This is a genomic window from Mycobacterium sp. (assembly GCF_052145595.1).
In the GTDB taxonomy this organism is placed as follows: domain Bacteria; phylum Actinomycetota; class Actinomycetes; order Mycobacteriales; family Mycobacteriaceae; genus Mycobacterium.
Genome location: NZ_JBKQOI010000001.1, coordinates 1 through 21,232 on the forward strand (window position 1 = coordinate 1; position 21,232 = coordinate 21,232).

Annotated in this window: 21 protein-coding genes and 2 pseudogenes; 11 read left to right on the forward strand and 12 right to left on the reverse strand. The window is 65.2% G+C overall.

Going from position 1 to position 21,232, the window contains the following annotated elements; translation table 11 throughout:
• Positions 1-758: 758 nt before the first annotated feature.
• From ACLP4W_RS00005 to ACLP4W_RS00040, 8 genes and pseudogenes are all read right to left on the reverse strand, one after another.
• Positions 759-1,570: pseudogene (locus ACLP4W_RS00005) on the reverse strand (sulfatase-like hydrolase/transferase); the annotation flags it as partial.
• A complete protein-coding gene (locus ACLP4W_RS00010; RefSeq protein WP_442382879.1) occupies positions 1,476-2,321 on the reverse strand; it encodes an endonuclease domain-containing protein in 846 nt (281 codons plus the stop codon). The pseudogene ACLP4W_RS00005 and the gene ACLP4W_RS00010, both read right to left, overlap by 95 nt.
• A gap of 126 nt (positions 2,322-2,447) precedes the next feature.
• A complete protein-coding gene (locus tag ACLP4W_RS00015) occupies positions 2,448-3,617 on the reverse strand; it encodes a lipid-transfer protein (RefSeq protein ID WP_442382881.1) in 1,170 nt (389 codons plus the stop codon).
• Positions 3,617-4,018 carry a MaoC family dehydratase gene (locus tag ACLP4W_RS00020; RefSeq protein ID WP_442382883.1) on the reverse strand — a complete coding sequence of 134 codons (402 nt, stop codon included), beginning with the start codon at positions 4,016-4,018 and terminating at the stop codon, positions 3,617-3,619. The genes ACLP4W_RS00015 and ACLP4W_RS00020 overlap by 1 nt, the downstream gene beginning before the upstream one ends.
• Positions 4,015-4,959: a bifunctional MaoC family dehydratase N-terminal/OB-fold nucleic acid binding domain-containing protein gene (locus ACLP4W_RS00025; protein ID WP_442382885.1), complete on the reverse strand. Its 945-nt coding sequence runs from the start codon at positions 4,957-4,959 to the stop codon at positions 4,015-4,017. Before ACLP4W_RS00025 ends, ACLP4W_RS00020 begins: the two co-directional genes overlap by 4 nt.
• Positions 4,956-6,119, reverse strand: coding sequence for an acyl-CoA dehydrogenase FadE29 (gene fadE29, locus ACLP4W_RS00030; protein WP_442382887.1), 1,164 nt, complete (start codon positions 6,117-6,119; stop codon positions 4,956-4,958). The genes ACLP4W_RS00025 and fadE29 overlap by 4 nt, the downstream gene beginning before the upstream one ends.
• A complete protein-coding gene (locus ACLP4W_RS00035) occupies positions 6,104-7,123 on the reverse strand; it encodes an acyl-CoA dehydrogenase family protein (RefSeq protein WP_442382889.1) in 1,020 nt (339 codons plus the stop codon). Before ACLP4W_RS00035 ends, fadE29 begins: the two co-directional genes overlap by 16 nt.
• 35 nt (positions 7,124-7,158) lie before the next feature.
• A complete protein-coding gene (locus ACLP4W_RS00040) occupies positions 7,159-8,412 on the reverse strand; it encodes a cytochrome P450 (RefSeq protein WP_442382891.1) in 1,254 nt (417 codons plus the stop codon).
• 182 nt (positions 8,413-8,594) lie between these two features.
• On the opposite strand from ACLP4W_RS00040, the gene ACLP4W_RS00045 reads away from it, so the two are divergent.
• From ACLP4W_RS00045 to ACLP4W_RS00055, 3 genes are read left to right on the forward strand one after another with little or no spacing between them, the layout of a single operon-like run.
• Positions 8,595-9,767 carry a steroid 3-ketoacyl-CoA thiolase gene (locus ACLP4W_RS00045; RefSeq protein ID WP_442382893.1) on the forward strand — a complete coding sequence of 391 codons (1,173 nt, stop codon included), beginning with the start codon at positions 8,595-8,597 and terminating at the stop codon, positions 9,765-9,767.
• 18 nt (positions 9,768-9,785) lie between these two features.
• Positions 9,786-10,172, forward strand: coding sequence for a hypothetical protein (locus tag ACLP4W_RS00050; RefSeq protein WP_442382895.1), 387 nt, complete (start codon positions 9,786-9,788; stop codon positions 10,170-10,172).
• Between the two features lie 20 nt (positions 10,173-10,192).
• Entirely contained in the window at positions 10,193-10,648 is a 456-nt protein-coding gene (locus ACLP4W_RS00055) for a nitroreductase family deazaflavin-dependent oxidoreductase (RefSeq protein ID WP_442382897.1), read from the forward strand.
• Between the two features lie 42 nt (positions 10,649-10,690).
• Here ACLP4W_RS00055 and ACLP4W_RS00060 read toward each other — a convergent pair whose 3' ends face one another.
• Both ACLP4W_RS00060 and ACLP4W_RS00065 read right to left on the reverse strand, forming a co-directional pair.
• Positions 10,691-11,596 (reverse strand): SDR family oxidoreductase, encoded by a 906-nt coding sequence (locus ACLP4W_RS00060; protein WP_442382899.1) that lies wholly within the window; start codon positions 11,594-11,596, stop codon positions 10,691-10,693.
• Positions 11,597-11,610: 14 nt separating this feature from the next.
• Complete coding sequence (locus tag ACLP4W_RS00065; protein ID WP_442382901.1) at positions 11,611-12,390, reverse strand: SDR family oxidoreductase; 780 nt, start codon at positions 12,388-12,390, stop codon at positions 11,611-11,613.
• 56 nt (positions 12,391-12,446) lie between these two features.
• Here ACLP4W_RS00065 and echA20 point away from each other — a divergent pair, with 56 nt between their 5' ends.
• From echA20 to ACLP4W_RS00100, 7 genes are read left to right on the forward strand one after another with little or no spacing between them, the layout of a single operon-like run.
• Positions 12,447-13,190, forward strand: a complete 744-nt coding sequence (gene echA20 / locus ACLP4W_RS00070) for a (7aS)-7a-methyl-1,5-dioxo-2,3,5,6,7,7a-hexahydro-1H-indene-carboxyl-CoA hydrolase (RefSeq protein WP_442382903.1) — start codon at positions 12,447-12,449, stop codon at positions 13,188-13,190.
• Positions 13,187-14,071, forward strand: coding sequence for a cholesterol ring-cleaving hydrolase subunit IpdA (gene ipdA, locus ACLP4W_RS00075; protein WP_442382905.1), 885 nt, complete (start codon positions 13,187-13,189; stop codon positions 14,069-14,071). The genes echA20 and ipdA overlap by 4 nt, the downstream gene beginning before the upstream one ends.
• On the forward strand, positions 14,068-14,811 hold the full coding sequence (gene ipdB, locus ACLP4W_RS00080; RefSeq protein ID WP_442382907.1) for a cholesterol ring-cleaving hydrolase subunit IpdB: 744 nt from the start codon (positions 14,068-14,070) through the stop codon (positions 14,809-14,811). The genes ipdA and ipdB overlap by 4 nt, the downstream gene beginning before the upstream one ends.
• Complete coding sequence (ipdC, locus tag ACLP4W_RS00085) at positions 14,808-15,881, forward strand: (3aS,4S,5R,7aS)-5-hydroxy-7a-methyl-1-oxo-octahydro-1H-indene-4-carboxyl-CoA dehydrogenase (RefSeq protein WP_442382909.1); 1,074 nt, start codon at positions 14,808-14,810, stop codon at positions 15,879-15,881. The genes ipdB and ipdC overlap by 4 nt, the downstream gene beginning before the upstream one ends.
• A gap of 53 nt (positions 15,882-15,934) precedes the next feature.
• Positions 15,935-16,360 carry a nitroreductase gene (locus ACLP4W_RS00090; RefSeq protein ID WP_442382911.1) on the forward strand — a complete coding sequence of 142 codons (426 nt, stop codon included), beginning with the start codon at positions 15,935-15,937 and terminating at the stop codon, positions 16,358-16,360.
• Between the two features lie 43 nt (positions 16,361-16,403).
• On the forward strand, positions 16,404-17,051 hold the full coding sequence (locus ACLP4W_RS00095; protein ID WP_442382913.1) for a SatD family protein: 648 nt from the start codon (positions 16,404-16,406) through the stop codon (positions 17,049-17,051).
• Positions 17,048-17,788 (forward strand): hypothetical protein, encoded by a 741-nt coding sequence (locus ACLP4W_RS00100; RefSeq protein ID WP_442382915.1) that lies wholly within the window; start codon positions 17,048-17,050, stop codon positions 17,786-17,788. Before ACLP4W_RS00095 ends, ACLP4W_RS00100 begins: the two co-directional genes overlap by 4 nt.
• Positions 17,789-17,857: 69 nt before the next feature.
• Here ACLP4W_RS00100 and fadA6 read toward each other — a convergent pair whose 3' ends face one another.
• Together fadA6 and kstR2 are read right to left on the reverse strand one after the other, a co-directional pair.
• Positions 17,858-19,018 carry a steroid 3-ketoacyl-CoA thiolase FadA6 gene (gene fadA6, locus ACLP4W_RS00105; RefSeq protein ID WP_442382917.1) on the reverse strand — a complete coding sequence of 387 codons (1,161 nt, stop codon included), beginning with the start codon at positions 19,016-19,018 and terminating at the stop codon, positions 17,858-17,860.
• 16 nt (positions 19,019-19,034) lie between these two features.
• Positions 19,035-19,643, reverse strand: a complete 609-nt coding sequence (kstR2, locus tag ACLP4W_RS00110) for a TetR family transcriptional regulator KstR2 (protein WP_442382919.1) — start codon at positions 19,641-19,643, stop codon at positions 19,035-19,037.
• A gap of 176 nt (positions 19,644-19,819) precedes the next feature.
• Here kstR2 and ACLP4W_RS00115 point away from each other — a divergent pair.
• A pseudogene (locus ACLP4W_RS00115) lies at positions 19,820-21,232 on the forward strand (PPE domain-containing protein); the annotation flags it as partial.

Consider the following 21,232-nt stretch of genomic DNA (forward strand, 5'->3'; position numbering starts at 1 on the left):
GGCCTTCGAACTCCTCGACGTATCCCACCGCCACGGTCTGGCGTAGTCAGTAGCCCACACCCACCAGATCACAAAACCCCACGTCAACACCCCAACCCGTCAACACAGCAGGGGGAACTTCGGTCTAGCCGGAGGGCACGCAGGTTGCGGCGTGCCTCGATTAGCTCGGGGTCATCGGGTGCGCGGTTCGGTCGCGAGGACATTCCCGCGATACGCGCACGTTCGGAACGCCACGACGTTTTCGCAGAGCTGGCGATCACAAAGCCTCCAAGGAAAACGACACACTCACAGGGTTGTTCGTGTGCGGTTGTCCGTGGCGGCTGCTGCTACTGAGCGTCAGCCCCGCGTCCTCTGGTTAGCCGTCATCAACCCCACTGAGGGCATCGGCTCCAGCACCACCGTGTCGGCCATCATCGACTGGTGGTCGAAAGGCCCACGGCGTGAACGTCGCCAGCGCACATCTGGTGCGCCTACTAGTTCTGCCTAGACACTACAGAGGTAAGTGACTACCTGACAACCTTTGGGCTGTAACGGATTACACGAAACTGCGCTACTGGAAATAGATTACTGAAGGCACCCTACAGGCTGAAATGCATGCGCAACTGGCTGGCCTGCGGAGAGGTAACGTGATCCCTTCCAATCGATCTGGTCCAGGGTGGCCACATTTCCAGTCATGCACACCGGTGGATCCCCGCAACCTGCTCCGCGTGATCGAGGCGGCCGCCAAGACCGCTGGCGTCGAGGGCGTCGGCATCCACCACCGCCTGGTCGGTCAGGTCGTCAGGGAAGTAGTACGTCTTGCCGTCCTTACCTTCGGGCACCCCCAGCACCGCGTTGTCCTGGGTGATGATCGGGTCGTACTGGCCGAGGGGGCGGCCGGCCCGTTCGACCACTGGCCGCAGGCCTGGGGATTCGACCACTGGTGGGGATTTCTGTCCGGCGCGGCCTGCACATTGTCCGGGGTCAAATGCCACTTACCGAAGCCGCCGGTGACGTAGCCGTTGTCGCGCAGGATGCGCGGTAGCGCCGCGCAGCTACGGGGTTTGGCGGCGGTGTAGCCCGGGAACGGGCCCGGGTATTCGGCGACCGACCCGAACCCCACCCGGTGATGGTTGCGCCCGCTCAGCAGCGCGGCCCGCGTCGGTGAGCACACCGCGGTGACGTGGAAACGGTTGTAGGTCAGCCCCTTTTGCTGAACCCGAGTCATGTTCGGGGTGCGGATTGCACCGCCGAACGTGTCCGGGCCGCCGAACCCGGCGTCATCGATCAGCGCGATCAGCACATTCGGCGCGTCATCCGGCGCCTTTGGCCCGGCCACGATGGTCCAGTCACCGACCGACTCGTCGAGCGTGCGCCCGACGGTGCCCCCGAAGTCGCGATCCGGTATCGGCAGCCGGGTGCGATCCGGACTGAACTTGCGCCTAGCGAGGACGCCGAGTGTGCGGCTAGCCGCACACTCGGTCTCGACTTTGCGGCTAGCCGCACACTCGGCGATCCAATGCCGCACGAACACGGCCGATGATTTCGGCCGTCCGGTCGCCCGCCACCACTCGTACGACGAACCAGCCACGACGCTGCAGCCTCTCCAGTCGCCGGACATCCCAGTTGTACTGTCGGCGATCGTTGCGATGCTGATCCCCGTCGTACTCCACGGCGATCTTGACGTCCTCCCAACCCATGTCAAGGTAAGCGATGGCATTGCCAACCTCGTCCAACACCGGGATCTGCGTGCGTGGCCGAGGCAGGCCTGCCTGTATCAGCACGACTCGCAGCCACGACTCCTTGGGGGATTGCGCACCGGCATCGAAGAGATCCACCGCGCGACGTGCTCGCGAAATTCCGCGCCGTCCGCCGTATCTGGATGACAAGATCTCGACGTCGGCCGCTTTGAGGTCGGTGTGGCGAGCCAGGTCATCGATAGCCGCTACCGCCGTCATGGTTGGGTACCAGCAGCCGAGATCCAGCGCCGTCCTGGCCGGCGAAGTGACTGGCATGCCGGCCACCAGCTCGACCTCGTCCTCCTCGATGCGGTCTCGGTGCGTCTGGATCCCCGGTGGTCCTCGCCGATTGTCATGGACCAAATCCACCACCTGTGCATCGTCGACCCATTTACTACCGTGCAACGCGGCCGCGGCGAACCCTGCCACCACCCCTCGACGTCCGGTCCAGAGCCACCCTGCTTTCGCGCGCAGTTCGGCAGTGATGCCGACATCACGCTGCACGTAGACGTCCGGAAACAATCGGCGGCACCGCGTAGCCAGTTGCGACTTGGTCAATGCCCCTGCAGCGATAACCTCGCTACCAATAAATGGCTCTGACACGACGGCAGCGTTGCACGCGGCGCCACCAGAGTCACTTCCACTATGCACACGTCCCCGAGTGTGAAGCTGTCCGCACACTCGGTCGCGAATGTGCGGCCGGCCGCACGCTCGAGGCGAAAGCCGACGCTAGCCGAGGATCAAGCCCGAAGTGGGCACGCCCGTCCCCGCGGTGACGAGTACGTGCTCGACGTCGGGCACCGGGTTCACCGAGGTGCCCCGCAATTGCCGCACACCCTCCGCGATCCCGTTCATGCCGTGGATGTAGGCCTCACCGACTTGACCTCCGTGGGTGTTGATGGGAAGCCGCCCGCCCACCTCGATCGCGCCGTCGGCGATGAAGTCCTTCGCCTCACCGCGGCCGCAGAATCCCAACTCCTCCAACTGAATCAGGGTGAACGGGGTGAAGTGGTCATAGAGCACGGCGGTCTGGATGTCGGCCGGAGACAGCCCGGATTGCTGCCACAGCTGCTGACCCACGACGCCCATCTCGGGCAGGCCGAGCTCGGGGCGGTAGTAGCTGACCATCGTGTACTGGTCGGGGCTGGAGCCCTGTGACGCCGCCTCGATGATCGCGGGCCGATGCTTGAGGTCACGCGCGCGCTCGGGCGACGTCACCACAATCGCGACCGCTCCATCGGTTTCCTGGCAGCAGTCCAGCAACCGCAACGGCTCGGCGATCCATCGCGAATTCTGGTGGTCCTCAATGGTTATGGGCTTCTCGTAGAAGTATGCCTTCGGGTTCTTGGCGGCGTGCTTGCGGTCGGCCACCGAGATCACACCGAAGTCCCGGCTGGTCGCACCGGACAGATGCATGTAGCGCTGGGCGATCATGGCGACCTGCGCCGCCGGCGTCGAGAGGCCGTGCGGATACGAGAAGGCATTGTCCGCCGTGGTCGAATCGGCTTGGGCGCCAGCGTCTCCCACCAGACGCGTCTGCACCTGACCGAATCGCATGCCCGAACGTTCGTTGAACGCCCGGTATGCCACCACGACATCGGCCACCCCGGTCGCGACGGCCATCGCCGCCTGCTGCACGGTTGCGCACGCGGCCCCGCCGCCGTAGTGAATCTTGGAGAAGAACTTCAGCTCACCGATGCCGGCCGCGCGCGCGACGGCGATTTCGGTGTTGGTGTCCATCGTGAACGTGGTCAGCCCGTCGACGTCGCCCGGACTCAGGCCCGCGTCGTCCAACGCATCCAACACCGCCTCGGCCGCCAGCCGCAGCTCGCTTCGACCGGAGTCCTTCGAAAAGTCGGTGGCACCAATCCCGACGATCGCAGCCTTACCAGACAGCATCAAGCGCCCCCGATCGTCAGCGTCGCCGTCGCTACGACGTGGTTGCCAAGGCTGTTGGCGCCCAGCACTTTTACCGTGATCAGCCCTTCTTCAACTGCTGTCACCTCACCGGAGAAGGTCACCGTGTCGTAGGCGTACCACGGCACCCCGAGCCGAAGCCCGATCGACTTGATCAACGCCGAAGGCCCGGCCCAGTCGGTGATGTAACGCTGTACCAGCCCGGTGTCCGTCAGGATGTTGACGAACATGTCCTTCGATCCCTTGGCCTGCGCCTTGTCCCGGTCGTGGTGGACGTCCTGAAAGTCCCTAGTGGCCAGCGCTGTTGAGATGATGAAGGTGGGATCTCCGTAAAGCTCGAGCTCGGGCAGAGTGGTGCCAACTTCGATGACCGGCGCGCTCATACGTCATGCTCCCATGCGTAAAGGCTCCACTCCGGCCCGCTGTCACCGGGCGGGAAGTCGATATAGATTGTCCGAACCGGCATTCCGATCTTCACCTCGGCATGGTCCATATTGCGTAGTTCGCCCAGCATGCGGACGCCTTCCTCGAGTTCGACGAGTGCGATCACAAACGGCAGCGTGCGACCGGGCACCTTCGGAGCATGGTGCACCACGAAGCTGAACACTGTGCCCTTGCCACTGGACACCAAGTAGTCGATCGGAGCGGCCGGGTCCTGCCAGATGGCCGGCACCGGCGGGTGCTGCAGGCTCCCGTCCGGGCGGCGCTGAATCCGCAATTCGTGCGCCTTGACACCCTCCCAGAAGAACGCCGTGTCCCGCGACGACGCGGGACGCATCATCGCATCGGGATCAAGGTCGTCCGGGACGGCCGATCCAGACGCCGTCGGCTTGAATTTGAGTATGCGCCAATTCATCTCGGCGACGTCCTCGTCGCCGACGCGCCAGATGATGTGCTGGTTGATGAAGAAGCCTTCGCCGAGCGCGGTCTGTTTGGGCCCGATCACGTCACCCATCTCCGAGGCTATGCTGACGTGCTCGCCGGGCCGCAGGTAGCGGTGGTACGTCTGCTCACAGTTGGTGGCGACCACACCGACATAGCCGGCGTCGTCGAACAGCTTCATGATGGGGCCCATCGGATCGTCGTCCGGACGCTCCCCGCCCAGCCCGAACATCGTCCACACCTGAATCATGGCCGGCGGCGCGACAATTCCGGGGTGTCCGACGGCGCGGGCCGCGGCCTCATCCAGATAGATCGGGTTGCGGTCGCCGATGGCCTCCACCCAGTTGTTGATCATCGGCTGGTTCACCGGATCCCGGCCGGCGCGCGGCTTGGGATCGCCCGCCGCCTTGATCTCCGCGAGGGCTTCCTGAATGTCCGTCATCGAGGCACCCTCGGCACCTTGAGGCCCGACGCGGCGATCATTTCACGCATGACTTCGTTCACGCCTCCACCGAAGGTGATGACCAGGTTGCGTTTGGTCTGAGAGTCGAGCCAGTTGAGCAGCTCGGCGGTGTCCGACTCGGCTGGGTTGCCGTACTTGCCGACGATTTCCTCAGCGAGTCGGCCAATGTATTGAATTCGCTCCGTACCAAAGACTTTCGTTGACGCGGCGTCGGCTACGTTGATGTCCTCGCCGGCGGCGGCCACCTGCCAATTCAGCAGCTCGTTGATCCGCCACATCGAGTGAATCTCACCCAGTGCGCGTTTGACGTCGTCGTGATCAATCGGCGTGACGCCGTCTCCACCCGGCTTTGAAGCCCACTCGTGTACTCGGTCGTAAATGCCGGCGACCCGCCCGGCGGGGCCGAGCATCACCCGTTCGTTGTTGAGCTGGGTGGTGATCAGCCGCCATCCGCCGTTCTCCTCACCGACCAGCATGTCGGCAGGCACCCGCACGTCGTTGTAGTAGGTGGCGTTGGTGTGGTGGGCGCCGTCGGACAGGATGATCGGCGTCCAGGAGTAACCCGGGTCCTTGGTGTCGACGATCAGAATCGAAATGCCTTTGTGCTTAACGGCCTCCGGGTCAGTGCGGCAGGCCAGCCAGATGTAGTCGGCATCGTGGGCGCCCGTGGTGAACACCTTCTGTCCGTTGACGATGTACTCGTCGCCTTGGCGCACGGCCGTGGTACGCAACGACGCCAGGTCGGTCCCGGCCTCCGGCTCGGTGTAGCCGATCGCGAAGTGCACCTCACCGGCCAGGATCGCGGGCAGGAACTTCTTCTTCTGCATCTCACTGCCGAACACCTGCAGCGTGGGCCCCACGGTCTGCAGGGTGACGGCGGGCAGTGGCACATCGGCCCGATGGGCCTCGTTGACGAAGATCTGCTGTTCGATCGGGCCGAAGCCCAAGCCGCCGAACTCCTTTGGCCACCCGACACCGAGCTTGCCGTCACGGCCCATCCGCCGGATCACCGCACGATAGGCGGCGTTGTGACGGTCCTCCCCCATCGCCTTCATCTCGTCGGCCGAGATGAGGTTTGAAAAGTATTGGCGTAGCTCGGCTTGCAGCTGACGCTGCTCCGGGGTCAGTTCGATGAACATTGCGCTCCCACCAGATCGAGACGATGCGACGGCCCGCCCAGCAACCGGGTCAGGTCTTTGATCGTGGAGTAGTACCGGTGCATCGGGTAGGTGATGTCCATGCCCATGCCACCGTGCAAGTGGTGGCAGAGCTGCATCACCGGCGGCGCCTGCGACGTCACCCAGTACCCGAGCACGTCCAGGTCATCATCAGCGTCCCGCCCTTCGGACAGCCGCCAGACCACCGACTTAGCCGCCAAATCAATGGTGCGCGAAGCGATGTAGACCTCCGCGAGCTGAGCGGCGACGGTCTGGAACGTCGACAGCGGCTTGCCGAATTGCTTCCGGTTGGCCACGTAGTCAGCAGTCAGACGAAGCGCCCCGGCCACCAGCCCATCGGTGAACGCGCCCATCACGGCCAGCGCCAGCTGGTTGACCCGGTGCGCGGACGCGCCCGCCAAAACGTCCGCGCCGGGAACCGCCACGTCACTGAAGGTGACCGTGTACTCGTCGGAACCATTCGACGTCGGCGTGCGCACCAGCTGCACAGCGTCGGCCTTGGGCGACACCACCACGACCGCGCTGTCGGTCGTCACGACCATCCAATCCGCTTGCCCGGCATAGGCAACGCCGACTTTGGTGCCCGACAACCGCCCATTGGTGAACGTGGTTGCGGGACGGTCGGGCAGCGCCGCACCGGGCTCGTTGAGCGCCGCGGTCAACACCCCGCCCTTGGCAACCCCGGCCAGGAAACGGTCCTGTTGTTCATCGGATGCAAGGTCGAGCAGCAGCACCACGCCGAAGCCCAGCGTGGCCAGCGCCGGCGTGATGGCGCCGTGGCGACCCACTTCGGTCAGCACGGTTGCGACCTCGGGCAGACCCACGCCGTCGCCGCCGAGACGTTCCGGCACCGGCAGCGCCGTCACACCGCCGGCGACCAGCGCATCCCAGCCCAAGTCCCGGTCCAGCACCGACGTGACGACATCGGCGACGGCCTGCTGCTCAGCGGTGAGATCGAAGTCCATCGTCGTTTTTGAATCCGTCGTATCTTTTGAATCCATCAATGCGCCACCGGGCACTTGCCGGTGTAGTCGACCTCCCAGCGCTTGATGCCGTTGAGCCACCCCGACCGCAGCCGCTCGGGCGCGGAGATCGGCGTGAGGTCCGGCATGTGGTCGGCGACGGCGTTGAAGATCAGGTTGATCGTCATCCGCGCCAGGTTGGCGCCGATGCAGTAATGCTCTCCGGTGCCGCCGAAACCGACATGCGGATTCGGGTTCCGCATGATGTTGAAGGTGAACGGATCGTCGAAGACATCTTCGTCGAAGTTGGCCGACCGGTAGAACATCAGCACCCGCTGGCCCTTCTTGATCTGCACACCGGACAATTCGTAGTCCTCGAGCGCAGTGCGCTGGAAGCAGGTGACCGGGGTCGCCCACCGGACGATCTCGTCGGCGGCGGACTCCGGGCGCTCCTTCTTGTAGAGCTCCCATTGGTCGGGGAAGTCGGCGAACGCCATCATCCCCTGCGTGATGGAGTTGCGGGTGGTCTCGTTTCCGGCCACCGCGAGCATCATCACAAAGAAACCGAACTCGTCGTCGGAAAGCTTTTCGCCGTCGATGTCGGCATTGATCAGGGTGGTGACGATGTCGTCGCCGGGATTCTCGGCCTTCAGGGCGGCCATCTGCATCGCGTAGGTGAGCACCTCGACCGACGACGTCTTTGGGTCGATGTCGGCGTACTCGGGATCGTCGTTGCCGGTCATCTCGTTGGACCAGCGGAACAGCTTTTCGCGGTCCTCTTGCGGCACCCCGAGCAGACCAGCGATCGCCTGCAGGGGCAACTCACACGCCACCTGCTCGACGAAGTCGCCGGACCCGGTAGCCGCCGCGGCCTTGGCGATGGTCTGGGCGCGTTCGTTGAGTTCGTCGCGCAGGCGTCCGATGGCGCGCGGTGTGAAGCCGCGGGAGATGATGCTGCGCAGCCGGGTGTGCTGCGGGGGGTCCATGTTGAGCATGACGAAGCGCTGGAGGTCGATGTCCTCGCGCGCGATGTCGTTGTTGAAACGCGGGATCACGCAGTTCTCGTGGCTGGAGAACACGTCGTTGCGCCGCGAGATCTCTTTGACGTCCTTGTGCTTGCTGATCGCCCAGTAGCCGCCGTCGTGAAAGCCGCCTCCTGTGCCCGGAGCCTGTGCGTTCCACCAGATGGGCGCGGTCGCCCGCAACTCGGCAAACTCCTCGACCGGTAGCCTCTCCGCGTAGATGTCGGGGTCGGTGAAATCGAACCCGGGGGGAAGATTGGGGCTGGGCACGCTACTTCTCCTAACTGCTGGTCTCTACGCTGGCCTGGCGACTGGCCTCCTGATTGGCGGTCCCAGGACACTAGCTCTCATAGTGGAGCTCTGTTGCCAGTAAAACATGCCTCCACCGTAGAAAAAAGGCGCCAACGCATCCTCGCTTGTCATAGTAATGAAACGTGTTCTAGCCTGGCCCCATGGGTAACCCGGTAATCGTTGAAGCCACCCGCAGCCCGATCGGCAAACGCAATGGATGGCTATCAGGACTGCACGCCACCGAGCTGCTGGGCGGGGTGCAGAAGGCACTAGTGAACAAGGCCGATATCAATTCCGGCTTTGAAGCCGGCCAAGTCGAGCAGGTCATCGGCGGCTGCGTGACGCAGTACGCGGAGCAGTCCAACAACATCAGCCGGACGGCCTGGCTGACCGTGGGTTTGCCCGAACACGTCGGCGCCACCACCGTCGACTGCCAGTGCGGCAGTGGGCAGCAGGCCAATCATCTGATAGCCGGGCTGATTGCCATCGGCGCGATCGACGTCGGCGTCGCCTGCGGCATCGAGGCGATGAGCCGGGTCGGCCTCGGCGCCAACGCGGGTCCGGACCGCAATTGGCGCGCCGAGTCGTGGGACATCGACCTGCCCGACCAGTTCACCGCCGCCGAGCGGATCGCCAAGCGCCGCGGCATCACCCGCGAAGACATCGACGCGTGGGGGTTCGAGTCTCAGCTGCGCGCCAAGCGGGCCTGGGACGAGGGCCGTTTCGACCGGGAAATCTCGCCGATCGAGGCGCCGGTGCTCGACGAGCAGAAGCAGCCCACCAGCGAGCGCCACATGGTCTCCCGCGACCAGGGCCCGCGCGACACCACGATCGAGGGCTTGAGCCAGCTGAAGCCGGTCATCGAGGGCGGAATCCACACGGCGGGCACGTCGTCTCAGATTTCCGACGGCGCGGCGGCGGTGCTGTGGATGGACGAGGACAAGGCCAAGGCGCTCGGGCTGCGGCCGCGGGCCCGGATCGTCAGCCAAGCGCTGGTCGGCGCGGAGCCGTACTACCACCTGGACGGTCCGGTGCAGTCGACGGCAAAGGTGCTGGAGAAGGCCGGAATGAAGATGGGCGACATCGACATCGTCGAGATCAACGAGGCGTTCGCGTCGGTCGTGTTGTCCTGGGCGCGGGTCCACGAGCCCGACATGGCCGCGGTCAACGTCAACGGCGGCGCGATTGCGTTGGGCCACCCCGTGGGTTGCACCGGCAGCCGGCTGTTCACCACCGCATTGCACGAGCTGGAGCGCTCCGACCAGAGCACCGCGCTGATCACCATGTGTGCGGGCGGCGCCCTGTCCACCGGCACCATCATCGAGCGCATCTAGCCCGTCAGTGATCGTCACTTGATCGTCTCTGAGGAGAGCCGGATCGCCGCGGCGCAGGCATACATCGACGCGCTTGTCAGCCATGACGGCGATGCCGTTCCCTTCGCAGCCGGATGTACTCGCGTCGAGCAGGGGATCAAGAACGGGTTTTCCGGAAAACACCTGCGGCGCAGCCTCAATCGCGGGCCCCAGTACTGGGTCATCGCGGACACGACGCCACCGGACTACCGCATCATCGGCGATGAGGTGCACGCTGCGTACGACGTGCTGACCAGGGCGGCGTTCGGCGGACGGCGGCTGGCCGCACGGGTCGACGAGTCCTTCCTGATCCCCGCCGATAGCCCGAGCGGGAAGGCCAATATCCACCACATCAAGGTTCGCTTCCACCCGTTCATTCAGCGCTAAACCGCTCTAGGATCACTGTCATGCCGAAATCACCACCGCGGTTTCTGAATTCGTCGTACACCGACTTCGTGATCAAGTGGATGTCGCGCCTCAACACGTTCATGTACCGGCGCAGCGGCGGGGAAGGCCTTGGCAGCACCTTCCAAAACATTCCCGTCGCCCTGCTGACCACCACCGGCCGCAAGACCGGAGAGCCCCGGGTCAGCCCGCTCTACTTTCTCCGTGACGGAGACCGGGTTGTCGTCGCGGCTTCGAAAGGTGGTGCCGCCAAGAACCCGATGTGGTACCTCAACCTCAAGGCCAACCCGAAGGTGCAGGTGCAGATCAAGAGAGAGGTGCTCGACCTGACCGCGCGGGACGCTACCGATGAGGAGCGCGCCCGGTACTGGCCGCGACTGGTGGACATGTACCCGTCCTACGAGGACTACCAGTCCTGGACCGACCGGACGATCCCGATCGTCATCTGCGATCCCTAAGCACCCTACGGCCTCGCCGAGCGTCACACTCGGCGCGGCTGGCTATGCCCCGTAGACCGGGACCGCCGGGCGCGCCTTGGCCAGTAGATCGGCGACGACGGGCCCCAGCTCCGCGGGATCCCACCTTGCCCCCTTGTCGACCTGCGGCCCGTGCGCCCAGCCCTCGGCGGCCCGGATGATGCCACCCTCGACCTCGAACACCTTGCCGGTGACGTCACGAGATTCGGTGCTGCCCAGCCATACCACCAACGGCGAAACGTTCTCCGGCGCCATCGCATCGAAGCCTTCGTCGGGCTTGGCCATCATCTCGGCGAAGACGGTTTCGGTCATCCGGGTACGGGCCGAGGGCGCGATGGCGTTGACGGTCACCCCGTAGCGGCCCATCTCGGCGGCGGCCACGAGCGTCAGCGCCGCGATGCCCGCCTTGGCGGCGCTGTAGTTACCCTGCCCGACGCTGCCCTGCAGGCCCGCACCGGAACTCGTGTTGATGATCCGTGCGTCAACGGTTTTCCCCTCCTTGGACAGCCCGCGCCAATAGGACGCGGCGTGCCGCATCGTGGCGAAGTGGCCCTTGAGGTGCACGGCGATGACGGCGTCGAACTCCTCCTCGCTGGTGTTGGCCAACATCCTGTCGCGCACGATGCCGGCGTTGTTCACCAAAACGTCCAGGGCACCGAAGGTCTCGACGGCGGTCGCAATCAGGTGGGCCGCTTGTTCCCAGTCGGCGATGTTGGATCCGTTGGCGACGGCTTCCCCACCGGCCGCGGTGATCTCGTCGACCACGCCCTGCGCAGCGCTTCCGCCGCTTGCGGGTGAACCGTCCAGTCCCACCCCGATGTCATTGACCACCACGCGCGCGCCTTCGGCCGCGAAGGCCCGCGCATGGGCGCGGCCGATACCGCCGCCCGCTCCGGTGACGATGACGACGCGGCCGTCAACCAATCCCATATCTGTTGTCTCCTCTACTTGATCGCGCTCGTGGTGGCGAGATAGTGCGGCGGCTCGCCGCCCCCGTGCACCTCCAGCGTGGCACCGCTGATGTAGGACGCCGCGTCCGAGGCCAAAAATGCTACGGCCCAGCCGACATCGTCGGGTTTGGCCAGCCGGCGAAGCGGGACGTTCTTCGAAATCGCGGCGATCGACTCGGCGTCACCGTAGAACAGCTCCGATTGTTCGGTCTCCACCATGCCGACCACGCACGCGTTCACCCGGACCTTCGGTCCCCACTCCACGGCCAGCGTCTCCGTGAGGCTTTCCAGGCCCGCCTTGGCCGCTCCGTAAGCGGCGGTGCCCGGTGTGGGCCGTCGGCCGCTGACACTGCAGATGTTGATGATCGACCCGCCGCGCTGCTGGTTTTGCATCTTGTCGTTCGCATGCTGTGAAACCGACAGCGCGCCAATCAGATTGAGCTCGATGATCTTGCGGTTGAACTTCGCGCTGGAGTCCGCGGTCAGCACGTACGGCGAACCGCCGGCGTTGTTGACCACGACGTCGAGCGCGCCATGCCGGTCGAAGATCGCATCGATCAACGCCTTTACGGCGTCGTCGTCGCGGACGTCGCAGGAGTGGAACTCGTATGGCGAACCCTCGACGGCCCGTCGCGCGCAGGTGATCACGGTCGCGCCCTGCGCGGCGAAAACCGAACTGATACCGGCACCTACCCCACGAACGCCACCGGTGACCAAAACCACCCGCCCGGTCAGGCCCAAGTTGATGGCGTCGGCTCCTTCGGCGCTCGTCACTGTGCTAGCGTACCAAGCAAGTGCTTGCTTAGGTAGCTATCCCACCAGGAAGTGCAATGACGATCACATCCACCACCCCCGAGCCGGGCATAGTCGCGGTGACCGTCGACTACCCGCCCGTCAACGCCATTCCGTCGCGCGGCTGGTTCGAACTCGCCGACGCGATCACGGCCGCCGGCAACAACTCCGAGACCCACGCAGTAATCCTGCGGGCCGAGGGCCGCGGCTTCAACGCCGGTGTGGACATCAAGGAAATGCAACGCACCGAAGGATTTACTGCACTCATCGACGCCAATCGCGGCTGCTTCGCCGCGTTCCGCGCGGTCTACGAATGTGCGGTGCCGGTGATCGCGGCGGTGAACGGATTCTGCGTCGGCGGCGGCATCGGGCTGGTCGGTAACTCCGACGTCATCGTGGCCTCCGACGACGCCACCTTCGGGCTGCCGGAGGTGGAACGCGGCGCCCTGGGCGCGGCAACCCACCTGTCGAGGTTGGTCCCCCAGCACATGATGCGGCGACTGTTCTTCACCGCCGCCACCGTCGACGCCGCCACCCTGCATCACTTCGGCTCGGTGCACGAGGTGGTGCCCCGCGCCGAAATCGACGAAGCCGCCCTAAGGGTCGCCCGCGACATCGCAGCCAAGGACACCCGCGTCATCCGTGCGGCCAAAGAGGCGCTCAACTTCATCGACGTGCAACGGGTCAATTCGAGTTATCGTATGGAACAAGGCTTTACGTTCGAGCTCAACCTCGCCGGGGTCTCCGACGAGCACCGCGACGCGTTCGTGAAGAAGCCATGAGCGACAAGAGGACGACTCTGGACGAGGCCGTCGCGCAGTTACGTAGCGGCATGACGATCGGCATCGGCGGCTGGGGCTCGCGGCGCAAACCCATGGCCTTCGTGCGTGCCATGCTGCGCACGGACGTCAAGGACTTGACGGTGGTCACCTACGGCGGACCCGACCTGGGGCTGCTGTGCTCGGCGGGCAAAGTCAAGCGCGTCTACTACGGCTTCGTCTCGCTTGACTCCCCGCCGTTCTACGATCCTTGGTTCGCCCAGGCGCGCACCAGCGGAGCCATCGAAGCCCGCGAAATGGACGAGGGCATGCTGCGCTGCGGGCTGCAGGCCGCGTCGCAACGCCTGCCGTTCCTGCCGATCCGTGCCGGGCTGGGCAGTTCGGTTCCCGACTTCTGGGAGGGCGAACTGCTCACGGTGACCAGCCCGTATCCGGCGCCCGGCGGTGGACACGAGACGCTGATCGCCATGCCCGCATTGCGTCTAGACGCCGCCTTTGTCCACCTCAATCTCGGTGACAGCCAAGGCAATGCGGCCTACACCGGCATCGATCCCTACTTCGACGATCTGTTCTTGATGGCCGCCGACAAACGCTACCTGTCGGTGGAGCGCGTCGTCTCCACCCAGGAGTTGGTCAAGGCGGTCCCGCCGCAGGCGTTGCTGGTGAACCGGATGATGGTCGACGCGGTGGTGGAGGCACCCAACGGTGCCCACTTCACCACCGCCGCACCGGATTACGCCCGCGACGAGAAATTCCAACGGCACTATGCCGAGGCGGCCTCGACGGAAGAGGGCTGGCAGAAGTTCGTCCAGACCTACCTGTCGGGCAGCGAAGCCGATTATCAAGCGGCCGTACGAGCGTTCGGACAGGAGGCATCCAAGTGAGCACCCGAGCCGAAGTGTGCGCGATCGCCTGCGCCGAGTTGTTCAGGGACGCGGGCGAAATCATGATCAGCCCGATGACCAACATGGCCTCCATTGGAGCCCGGTTGGCGCGTCTCACTTTCTCCCCCGGCATCCTGCTGACCGACGGCGAGGCGCAGCTGCTGGCCGACACCCCGGCGCTCGGCGCGTCGGGAGCCGTCGAGGGCTGGATGCCGTTTGGCCAGGTGTTCGAGACGCTGGCCTGGGGGCGCCGGCACGTGGTGATGGGCGCCAATCAGGTTGACCGCTTTGGCAATCAGAACATCTCGGCGTTCGGCCCGCTGCAGCGCCCCACCCGGCAGATGTTCGGCGTCCGCGGCGCGCCCGGCAATGCCATCAACCACGCGACCAGCTACTGGGTCGGCAACCATTCCAAGCGGGTGTTCTGCGACACGGTCGACGTGGTCTGCGGCATCGGCTACGACAAGATTGACGCGGACAACCCGGCGTTCCGGTTCGCCAATACGTACCGGGTGGTGTCCAACCTCGGAGTGTTCGACTTCGGCGGCCCGGACAGGACCATGCGGGCCCTCTCCCTGCACCCCGGCGTATCCCCCGACGAAGTCCGCGAAAACACTTCGTTCGAAGTGCACGGCCTTGATGAGGCCGACGAATCCAGGCGGCCGACCGACGACGAGCTGCGACTGATCTGCGAGGTCATCGACCCGAAGGCATTGCGCGACAGAGAGATACGTTCATGAGGTTGCGCACGCCGCTGACCGAGTTGGTCGGCGTCGAGCACCCCGTGGTCCAAACCGGGATGGGCTGGGTGGCCGGTGCCCGGCTGGTGTCTGCCACGGCCAACGCGGGCGGCCTCGGCATCCTGGCTTCAGCCACCATGACGCTGGATGAGTTGGCGACGGCCATCGGCAAGGTCAAGGCCGCCACCGACAAGCCGTTCGGCGTGAACATCCGCGCCGACGCCGCCGACGCTCCCGACCGGGTCGAGTTGATGATCCGCGAGGGCGTGAAGGTGGCGTCATTCGCCTTGGCGCCCAAGCAGGAGCTGATAGCTCGGCTGAAAGAAGCTGGGGCAGTCGCCATCCCGTCGATCGGCGCGGCCAAACACGCGCGCAAGGTAGCGGGCTGGGGTGCCGACGCGGTGATCGTGCAGGGCGGTGAAGGCGGCGGGCACACCGGACCCGTCGCCACCACGCTGCTGCTGCCGTCCGTGCTGGACGCGGTGCAGGGCAACGGGATCCCGGTGATCGCGGCGGGCGGATTCTTCGACGGACGCGGGCTCGCGGCGGCGTTGTCCTACGGCGCCGCCGGCGTCGCGATGGGCACCCGGTTTCTGCTCACCTCGGATTCCACCGTTCCCGATGCGGTCAAACGGCGCTACCTCGAGGCGGCGCTGGACGGCACGGTGGTCACCACCCGAGTTGACGGCATGCCGCATCGCGTGCTGCGTACCGGTCTGGTCGAGAAGCTGGAAAGCGGCTCGCGGGCAAGGGGTTTCGCCGCGGCGGTGCGCAATGCCGCCAAGTTCAAGCAGATGTCGCAGATGACCTGGGGAGCGATGGTCCGCGACGGCCTGGCGATGCGCCACGGCAAGGAGCTGACCTGGTCGCAGGTGGTGATGGCGGCGAACACCCCGATGCTGCTCAAGGCCGGGCTGGTCGAGGGCAACACCGAGGCCGGGGTGTTGGCCTCCGGGCAGGTAGCCGGCATCCTCGACGACCTGCCGTCATGCGCCGAACTGATCGACTCGATCGTTCGCGACGCGATCGCTCACTTGAAGGCCGCGGCGGCGCTGGTCGAAGGAATGTAAGCCGTCGACCAAAGACCCTCGCCTTGGCTGATAGCCGGGGTCATGCTGGAGCAATGAGTGCGCTGACACCGGGATCCTGGCCTGATTCGCTCTTGAACACCGTTCGTGCTTCGAACAAATATCTGCTCAACCCGCTGATTGTGCAGCTGGCCGGCCACAAGCATTGGTACGCAGCCGCGATCCGGCACACCGGGCGACGGTCGGGCAAGCAGTACGCCACACCGGTCGTGGCCGAGCGCGTGACTGACGGGTTCGTCGTACCGCTGCCCTACGGGACCCGGGTGGACTGGTTGCAGAACGTCCTCGCCGCGGGGCGAGCCACCATCTCGTCCCAGGGCGAAAACTACGACGTGGTCCAGCCCGAGCTCATCGACGCGGCGGCGGCGCTGCCCTTGCTTTCGGGCGGGCGACGACGCACCTTTCAGCGAGTTGGGATCGAGCAGTACCTGAGGGTCAAGGACGAGCCCGCGAGCGGATGAAGCGTATAGCTACAACGAGCTATAATTAAGCTATAGTCTTCATATGGCAAAGGTGAAGACTATTCCTTCACTCCGGGCGCCCGTGATCGGCGATGTGGTGGGGTCCCGCCGTGCCGACGACCGGTCCGCCCTGCATAGACACGTGGCCGCGGCTTTACGCCAGGTCGGCGAAGGCGCGATCGACCCGCCGGTGTTCACCGTCGGCGACGAGTTTCAGGGCAGCTACCCCGCCCTTGGCGCTGCGATCGACGCCGCGCTAACAGTGCGGCTGCTGGTTGCCCCCGACATCGACGTCCGTTTCGGGATCGGATGGGGTGCGGTCACCGTCCTGGACGCTGACGCCGGAATTCAGGACGGCCCCGCCTGGTGGGCGGCGCGAGACGCCATCAGGCATACCGCTGAAATTCAGCGGCAGGCGGGCTTCACGCTGGTGCGCACCACCTTCCGGGCGGACGACGACACCCGCGCCGACGTCGCCGCGGTCAACGCGGCCCTGATCTGTCGGGACCATCTGCTTGGATCGCTGGATGAAAGATCGCTACGGATTGTGAGGGGCTTGATGACCGGGCGAACCAAGAAGGAACTCGCCGCGGCCGAGGGTATCAGCGCCTCGGCGGTGTCGCAGCGGGCGAGCCGCGACGGTCTGGACCTCATTGTCCTAGCGTCCCAATACCTTCGGAGCCTGCCATGAGCGCGGTGGCGGTCCTGCTGATCGCGGTCGGAATCGCCGACGCGTGGCGGCGGTTATCCCGTGCGGTTTGGTTACCGCTGGTCGCCGGGCCGGTTGCGGTCGTGGCTTGTGCGGCGCTGTGCCAGCTCTGGCGCGCCGGCGACGTCGTGCTGCTCGGGTTGGCCGCGACAACGGCCGTCGTCTGGGAGGTGTTGTGCATGCGCAGCGAGCGCACCGGCAGGAGCCAGCGCACACCGCTGGCCGTCATGCTCAGCGCGCTCGCAGTGCTGATTGCGTTGTCCGGCTGGGGATCTCACGTGGGCGGCCTTGCCGCGCGCTGGGCAACCTGGGTGGCTCTGCCGTTGGGTGGTGTCGCGCCCAACCGACTGCTGATGGTCGTAGGTGTGGTGCTGCTGCAGCTGGCGACCGGTAACCAGCTGGTGCGCCTCGTCTTGGGCACGGTCGGTGCGGTGCGTCCGGCCGGCGAGCCGCAGCCATCCGACCGGCTCAAAGGCGGCCGGCTGCTGGGGCCCATGGAACGCCTGCTGATCCTCAGCCTCGGTGCCGGCGGTCAGGTCGCGGCCGCCGGAGCCGTCGTCGCGGCCAAGAGCATCATCCGGTTTCCGGAATTGAGCGCCCAAAAGAACCGCAACGGCGAGGTCGGCATCGACGAGGTGACGGAGTATTTCCTAGTCGGCAGCTTCGCGAGTTGGCTGCTCGCCCTCGGCGGCATGGCGCTGGTGCTGGCCACGCGCTAATCGCCTGCGCGAGTGTGAAATCCCCGACGCGACACGCTCGGCGGGAAGGCCGGCGCGGCCGCCGAAAAGCTACAGCCGCTCGATGATGGTGACGTTGGCCGTGCCGCCGCCCTCGCACATCGTCTGCAACCCGTAGCGGCCGCCGATACGCTCCAGCTCGTTCAGCATGGTGGTGAACAGCTTGGCCCCGGTGGCGCCCAGCGGATGACCGAGGGCGATCGCGCCGCCGTTGGGATTGACCTTCTCCGGGTCCGCCTTGACTTCCTTGAGCCAGGCCAAAACTACTGGCGCAAAAGCCTCGTTGATTTCGACGGTGTCGATGTCGTCGATGGACAGCCCGGTCTTCTCCAACGCGTACCGGGTGGCCGGGATGGGTCCGGTCAACATGAACACCGGGTCGGCGGCGCGGGCACTGATGTGGTGGATGCGCGCCCGCGGGGTCAGCTTGTGGTCCTTGACGGCCTGTTCCGAAGCCAGCAGCACCGCGCTGGCGCCGTCCGAGATCTGGCTGGCCATCGCCGCCGTCAACCGGCCCCCCTCGACCAGCGGCTTCAAGCCGGCCATCTTTTCCAGCGAGGACTCGCGCGGGCCCTCGTCGAGCCGGAACGGCCCGGATTCGGTTTCGACAGTGATGATTTCGTTGTCGAAGTGACCGCCGCGGATCGCGGCAAACGCGCGCTCGTGGCTGGCCAACGCGTACCGTTCCATCTCTTCACGCGACAGGTTCCACTTCTCGGCGATCAGCTCCGAGCCGCGGAATTGTGAAATCTCCTGATCCCCGTACCGGTGCAGCCACTGCTTGGACTCGTTGGTGGGCGAAGTGAACCCGAACTGCTCGCCGACCGACATCGCCGACGAGATCGGGATCTGGCTCATGTTCTGCACGCCGCCGGCCACGATCAGGTCGGCGGTGCCCGCCATTATCGCCTGCGCGCCAAAGGAAATCGCCTGCTGGCTGGAGCCGCACTGGCGATCCACGGTGACGCCGGGAACCTCCTCCGGATAGCCGGCGGCCAGCCACGAGAGTCGCGCGATGTTACCCGCCTGCCCCCCGATGGCGTCGACACAACCGGCGATCACATCGTCGACGGCGGCGGGATCGACGTCGACCCGGTCGAGCAGTCCGCGCCACGCATGAGCCCCCAGATCGACGGGATGTATCCCGGCCAGCGCGCCGTTACGCTTGCCAACCGCGGTACGTACAGCGTCGATGACGTACGCCTCGGGCATGTTTCAGACTCCTTCATCAATCGTTTTTGAAATCCGCCGTAACGCCGCCAAGGACGATGGCGAGATATTGCTGACCCACCTGCTCTGCGGTAAGTGGGGCGCCGGGTTGATACCAGCGCACCGACACCCAGGTGGTGTCGCGGATGAAACGGTAGACGAGGTCGACGTCGAGGTCCGGCCGGAAGTAGCCCTCGTCGATGCCCTGGCTGAGCACCTCGACCCACATCTTGCGCTGTTGGCGGTTCATGTCCTCGATGTAGGAGAACCGGGGCTGCGACAACAGCCGCTTGGCCTCGTCCTGATAGATGACGACCTGAGCGTGCCGATGCTCGATCGCCTCGAACGACGCCATGAACAGACCCTTGAGCCGCTCCAGCGGATTGGCCTCGGTGTCCATGATTTCGCTATAGCGGGCGAACAGCCAATCCAGGAAGCTGCGCAACAGCTCGTCGACCATCTCCTCTTTGGAGGAAAAATGGTGATACAGACTGCCGGACAGGATGCCGGCACCGTCGGCGATATCGCGCACGGTGGTGGCGCGCAGGCCACGCTCGGCGAACATGGTCGCGGCGAGCTCCAGTAGCTCGTCTCGCCGGCTGTTCGCCTGACCGGTCACTCGGTCCACCCGATCAGGGTATCAACCAAGCGCTTGCTCGGCCAATCAAACCCATCCCGATTTTCACGGAACCGACGTCTACTACTCGGCGTCGTCGGTAGCATCCGTGACGCGGTACTCAATTCCATACGGGCACCGGTCGCCCTTTGGTGGTGGCTGGTGGAAACGGGTCGGAGGTCAGCGGTATGAGCTTTTTGGTGTTGCCCCCGGAAATCAATTCGGCGCTGATGTTTTCCGGTGCGGGCTCGGGCCCACTGTTGGAGGCCTCGACGGCCTGGGACGGGTTGGCCTCCGAGTTGGGAAACGCGGCGTCCTCGTTTTCGTCGGTGACCTCGGGGCTGGCCGGCCAAGCATGGCAGGGTGCGACGTAGCAGGCGATGACGGCCGCGGCCGCCCCCTATACCGGGTGGCTCAGTCAGGCGGCGGCTCAGGCATCAGCGGCGGCTGAGCAGGCCCGCGCGGTGGTCAGCGCCTTTGAGGCCGCCCGCGCGGCGACGGTGCAGCCGATCATGGTGGATCTCAACCGTAATTCGTTGGTGCAGATGGTGCTGTCGAACTGGTTCGGGCTTAACGCGCCGGCGATCGCCCAACTCGAGGGCGACTACGAGGCGATGTGGGCCCAAGACGCCTCGGCGATGTCGAGCTACTACTCCGGTGCCTCTGCCGCGGCCGCGGGATTGTCGCCCGCACAGACTCTGCAGGACCTGCTGGCGAGCCTGCCCAACCTCGGCATCGGCAACAAGGGCAACGCCAACCTGGGCAACGGCAACACAGGCATTGGCAACATCGGGGGCGGAAACAACGGCAACTTCAACATCGGCGGCGGTAACGGCTTTAATGGTGTGGCGGCCAATGGAAACATCGGCGGCGGAAACCAAGGCAATAGCAACCTCGGTTTCGGCAATGGCTCTAACCCCAGCTCGATCTCCGACCTCGGCCACAATGTGGGCTTCGGCAACGCCGGCAGTAACAACTGGGGCTTCGGTAACAGCGGGGACAGTAACCGAGGCGGCGGAAACACCGGCAACAACAACATTGGTGGCGGAAACACCGGCAACAACGACATCGGCTTCGGCCTTACGGGTAGCAATGAGATCGGGATCGGCAAAACCTATTTCAACACCGCAACTAACCAGTTTAGTTTCGGCGGTCTGAACTCGGGCAGCGGCAATATCGGGTTGGGGAATTCGGGCACTGGCAACATCGGCTTCTTCAACTCCGGCAGCGGCAACATCGGCATGTTCTCCACGGGCACCAACACCAATTTGCCGGGACACCTCAACAGCTTTGGCTTCGGGAACTCGGGCGCCGGCAACGTCGGCGTCGGGAACGCTGGCGACTGGAATTTCGGCTTCGGGAACTCGAACAACGTCAACACAGGCTTCGGGAACTCGGGCGGGCTCGACACCGGCTTCGGAAACGGCGGCCCTTTCGACACCGGGTTCTGGGATTCCGGCGGCACGAACACGGGCTGGGGGAATTCGGGCAACGGCAATACGGGCGCGTGGAATTCGGGACTGGTCAACACGGGTTTCGGGTTCACTACGAACACGGGCGCCACCAACTCGGGCTTCAACAACACCGGTTCAGATGTCTCG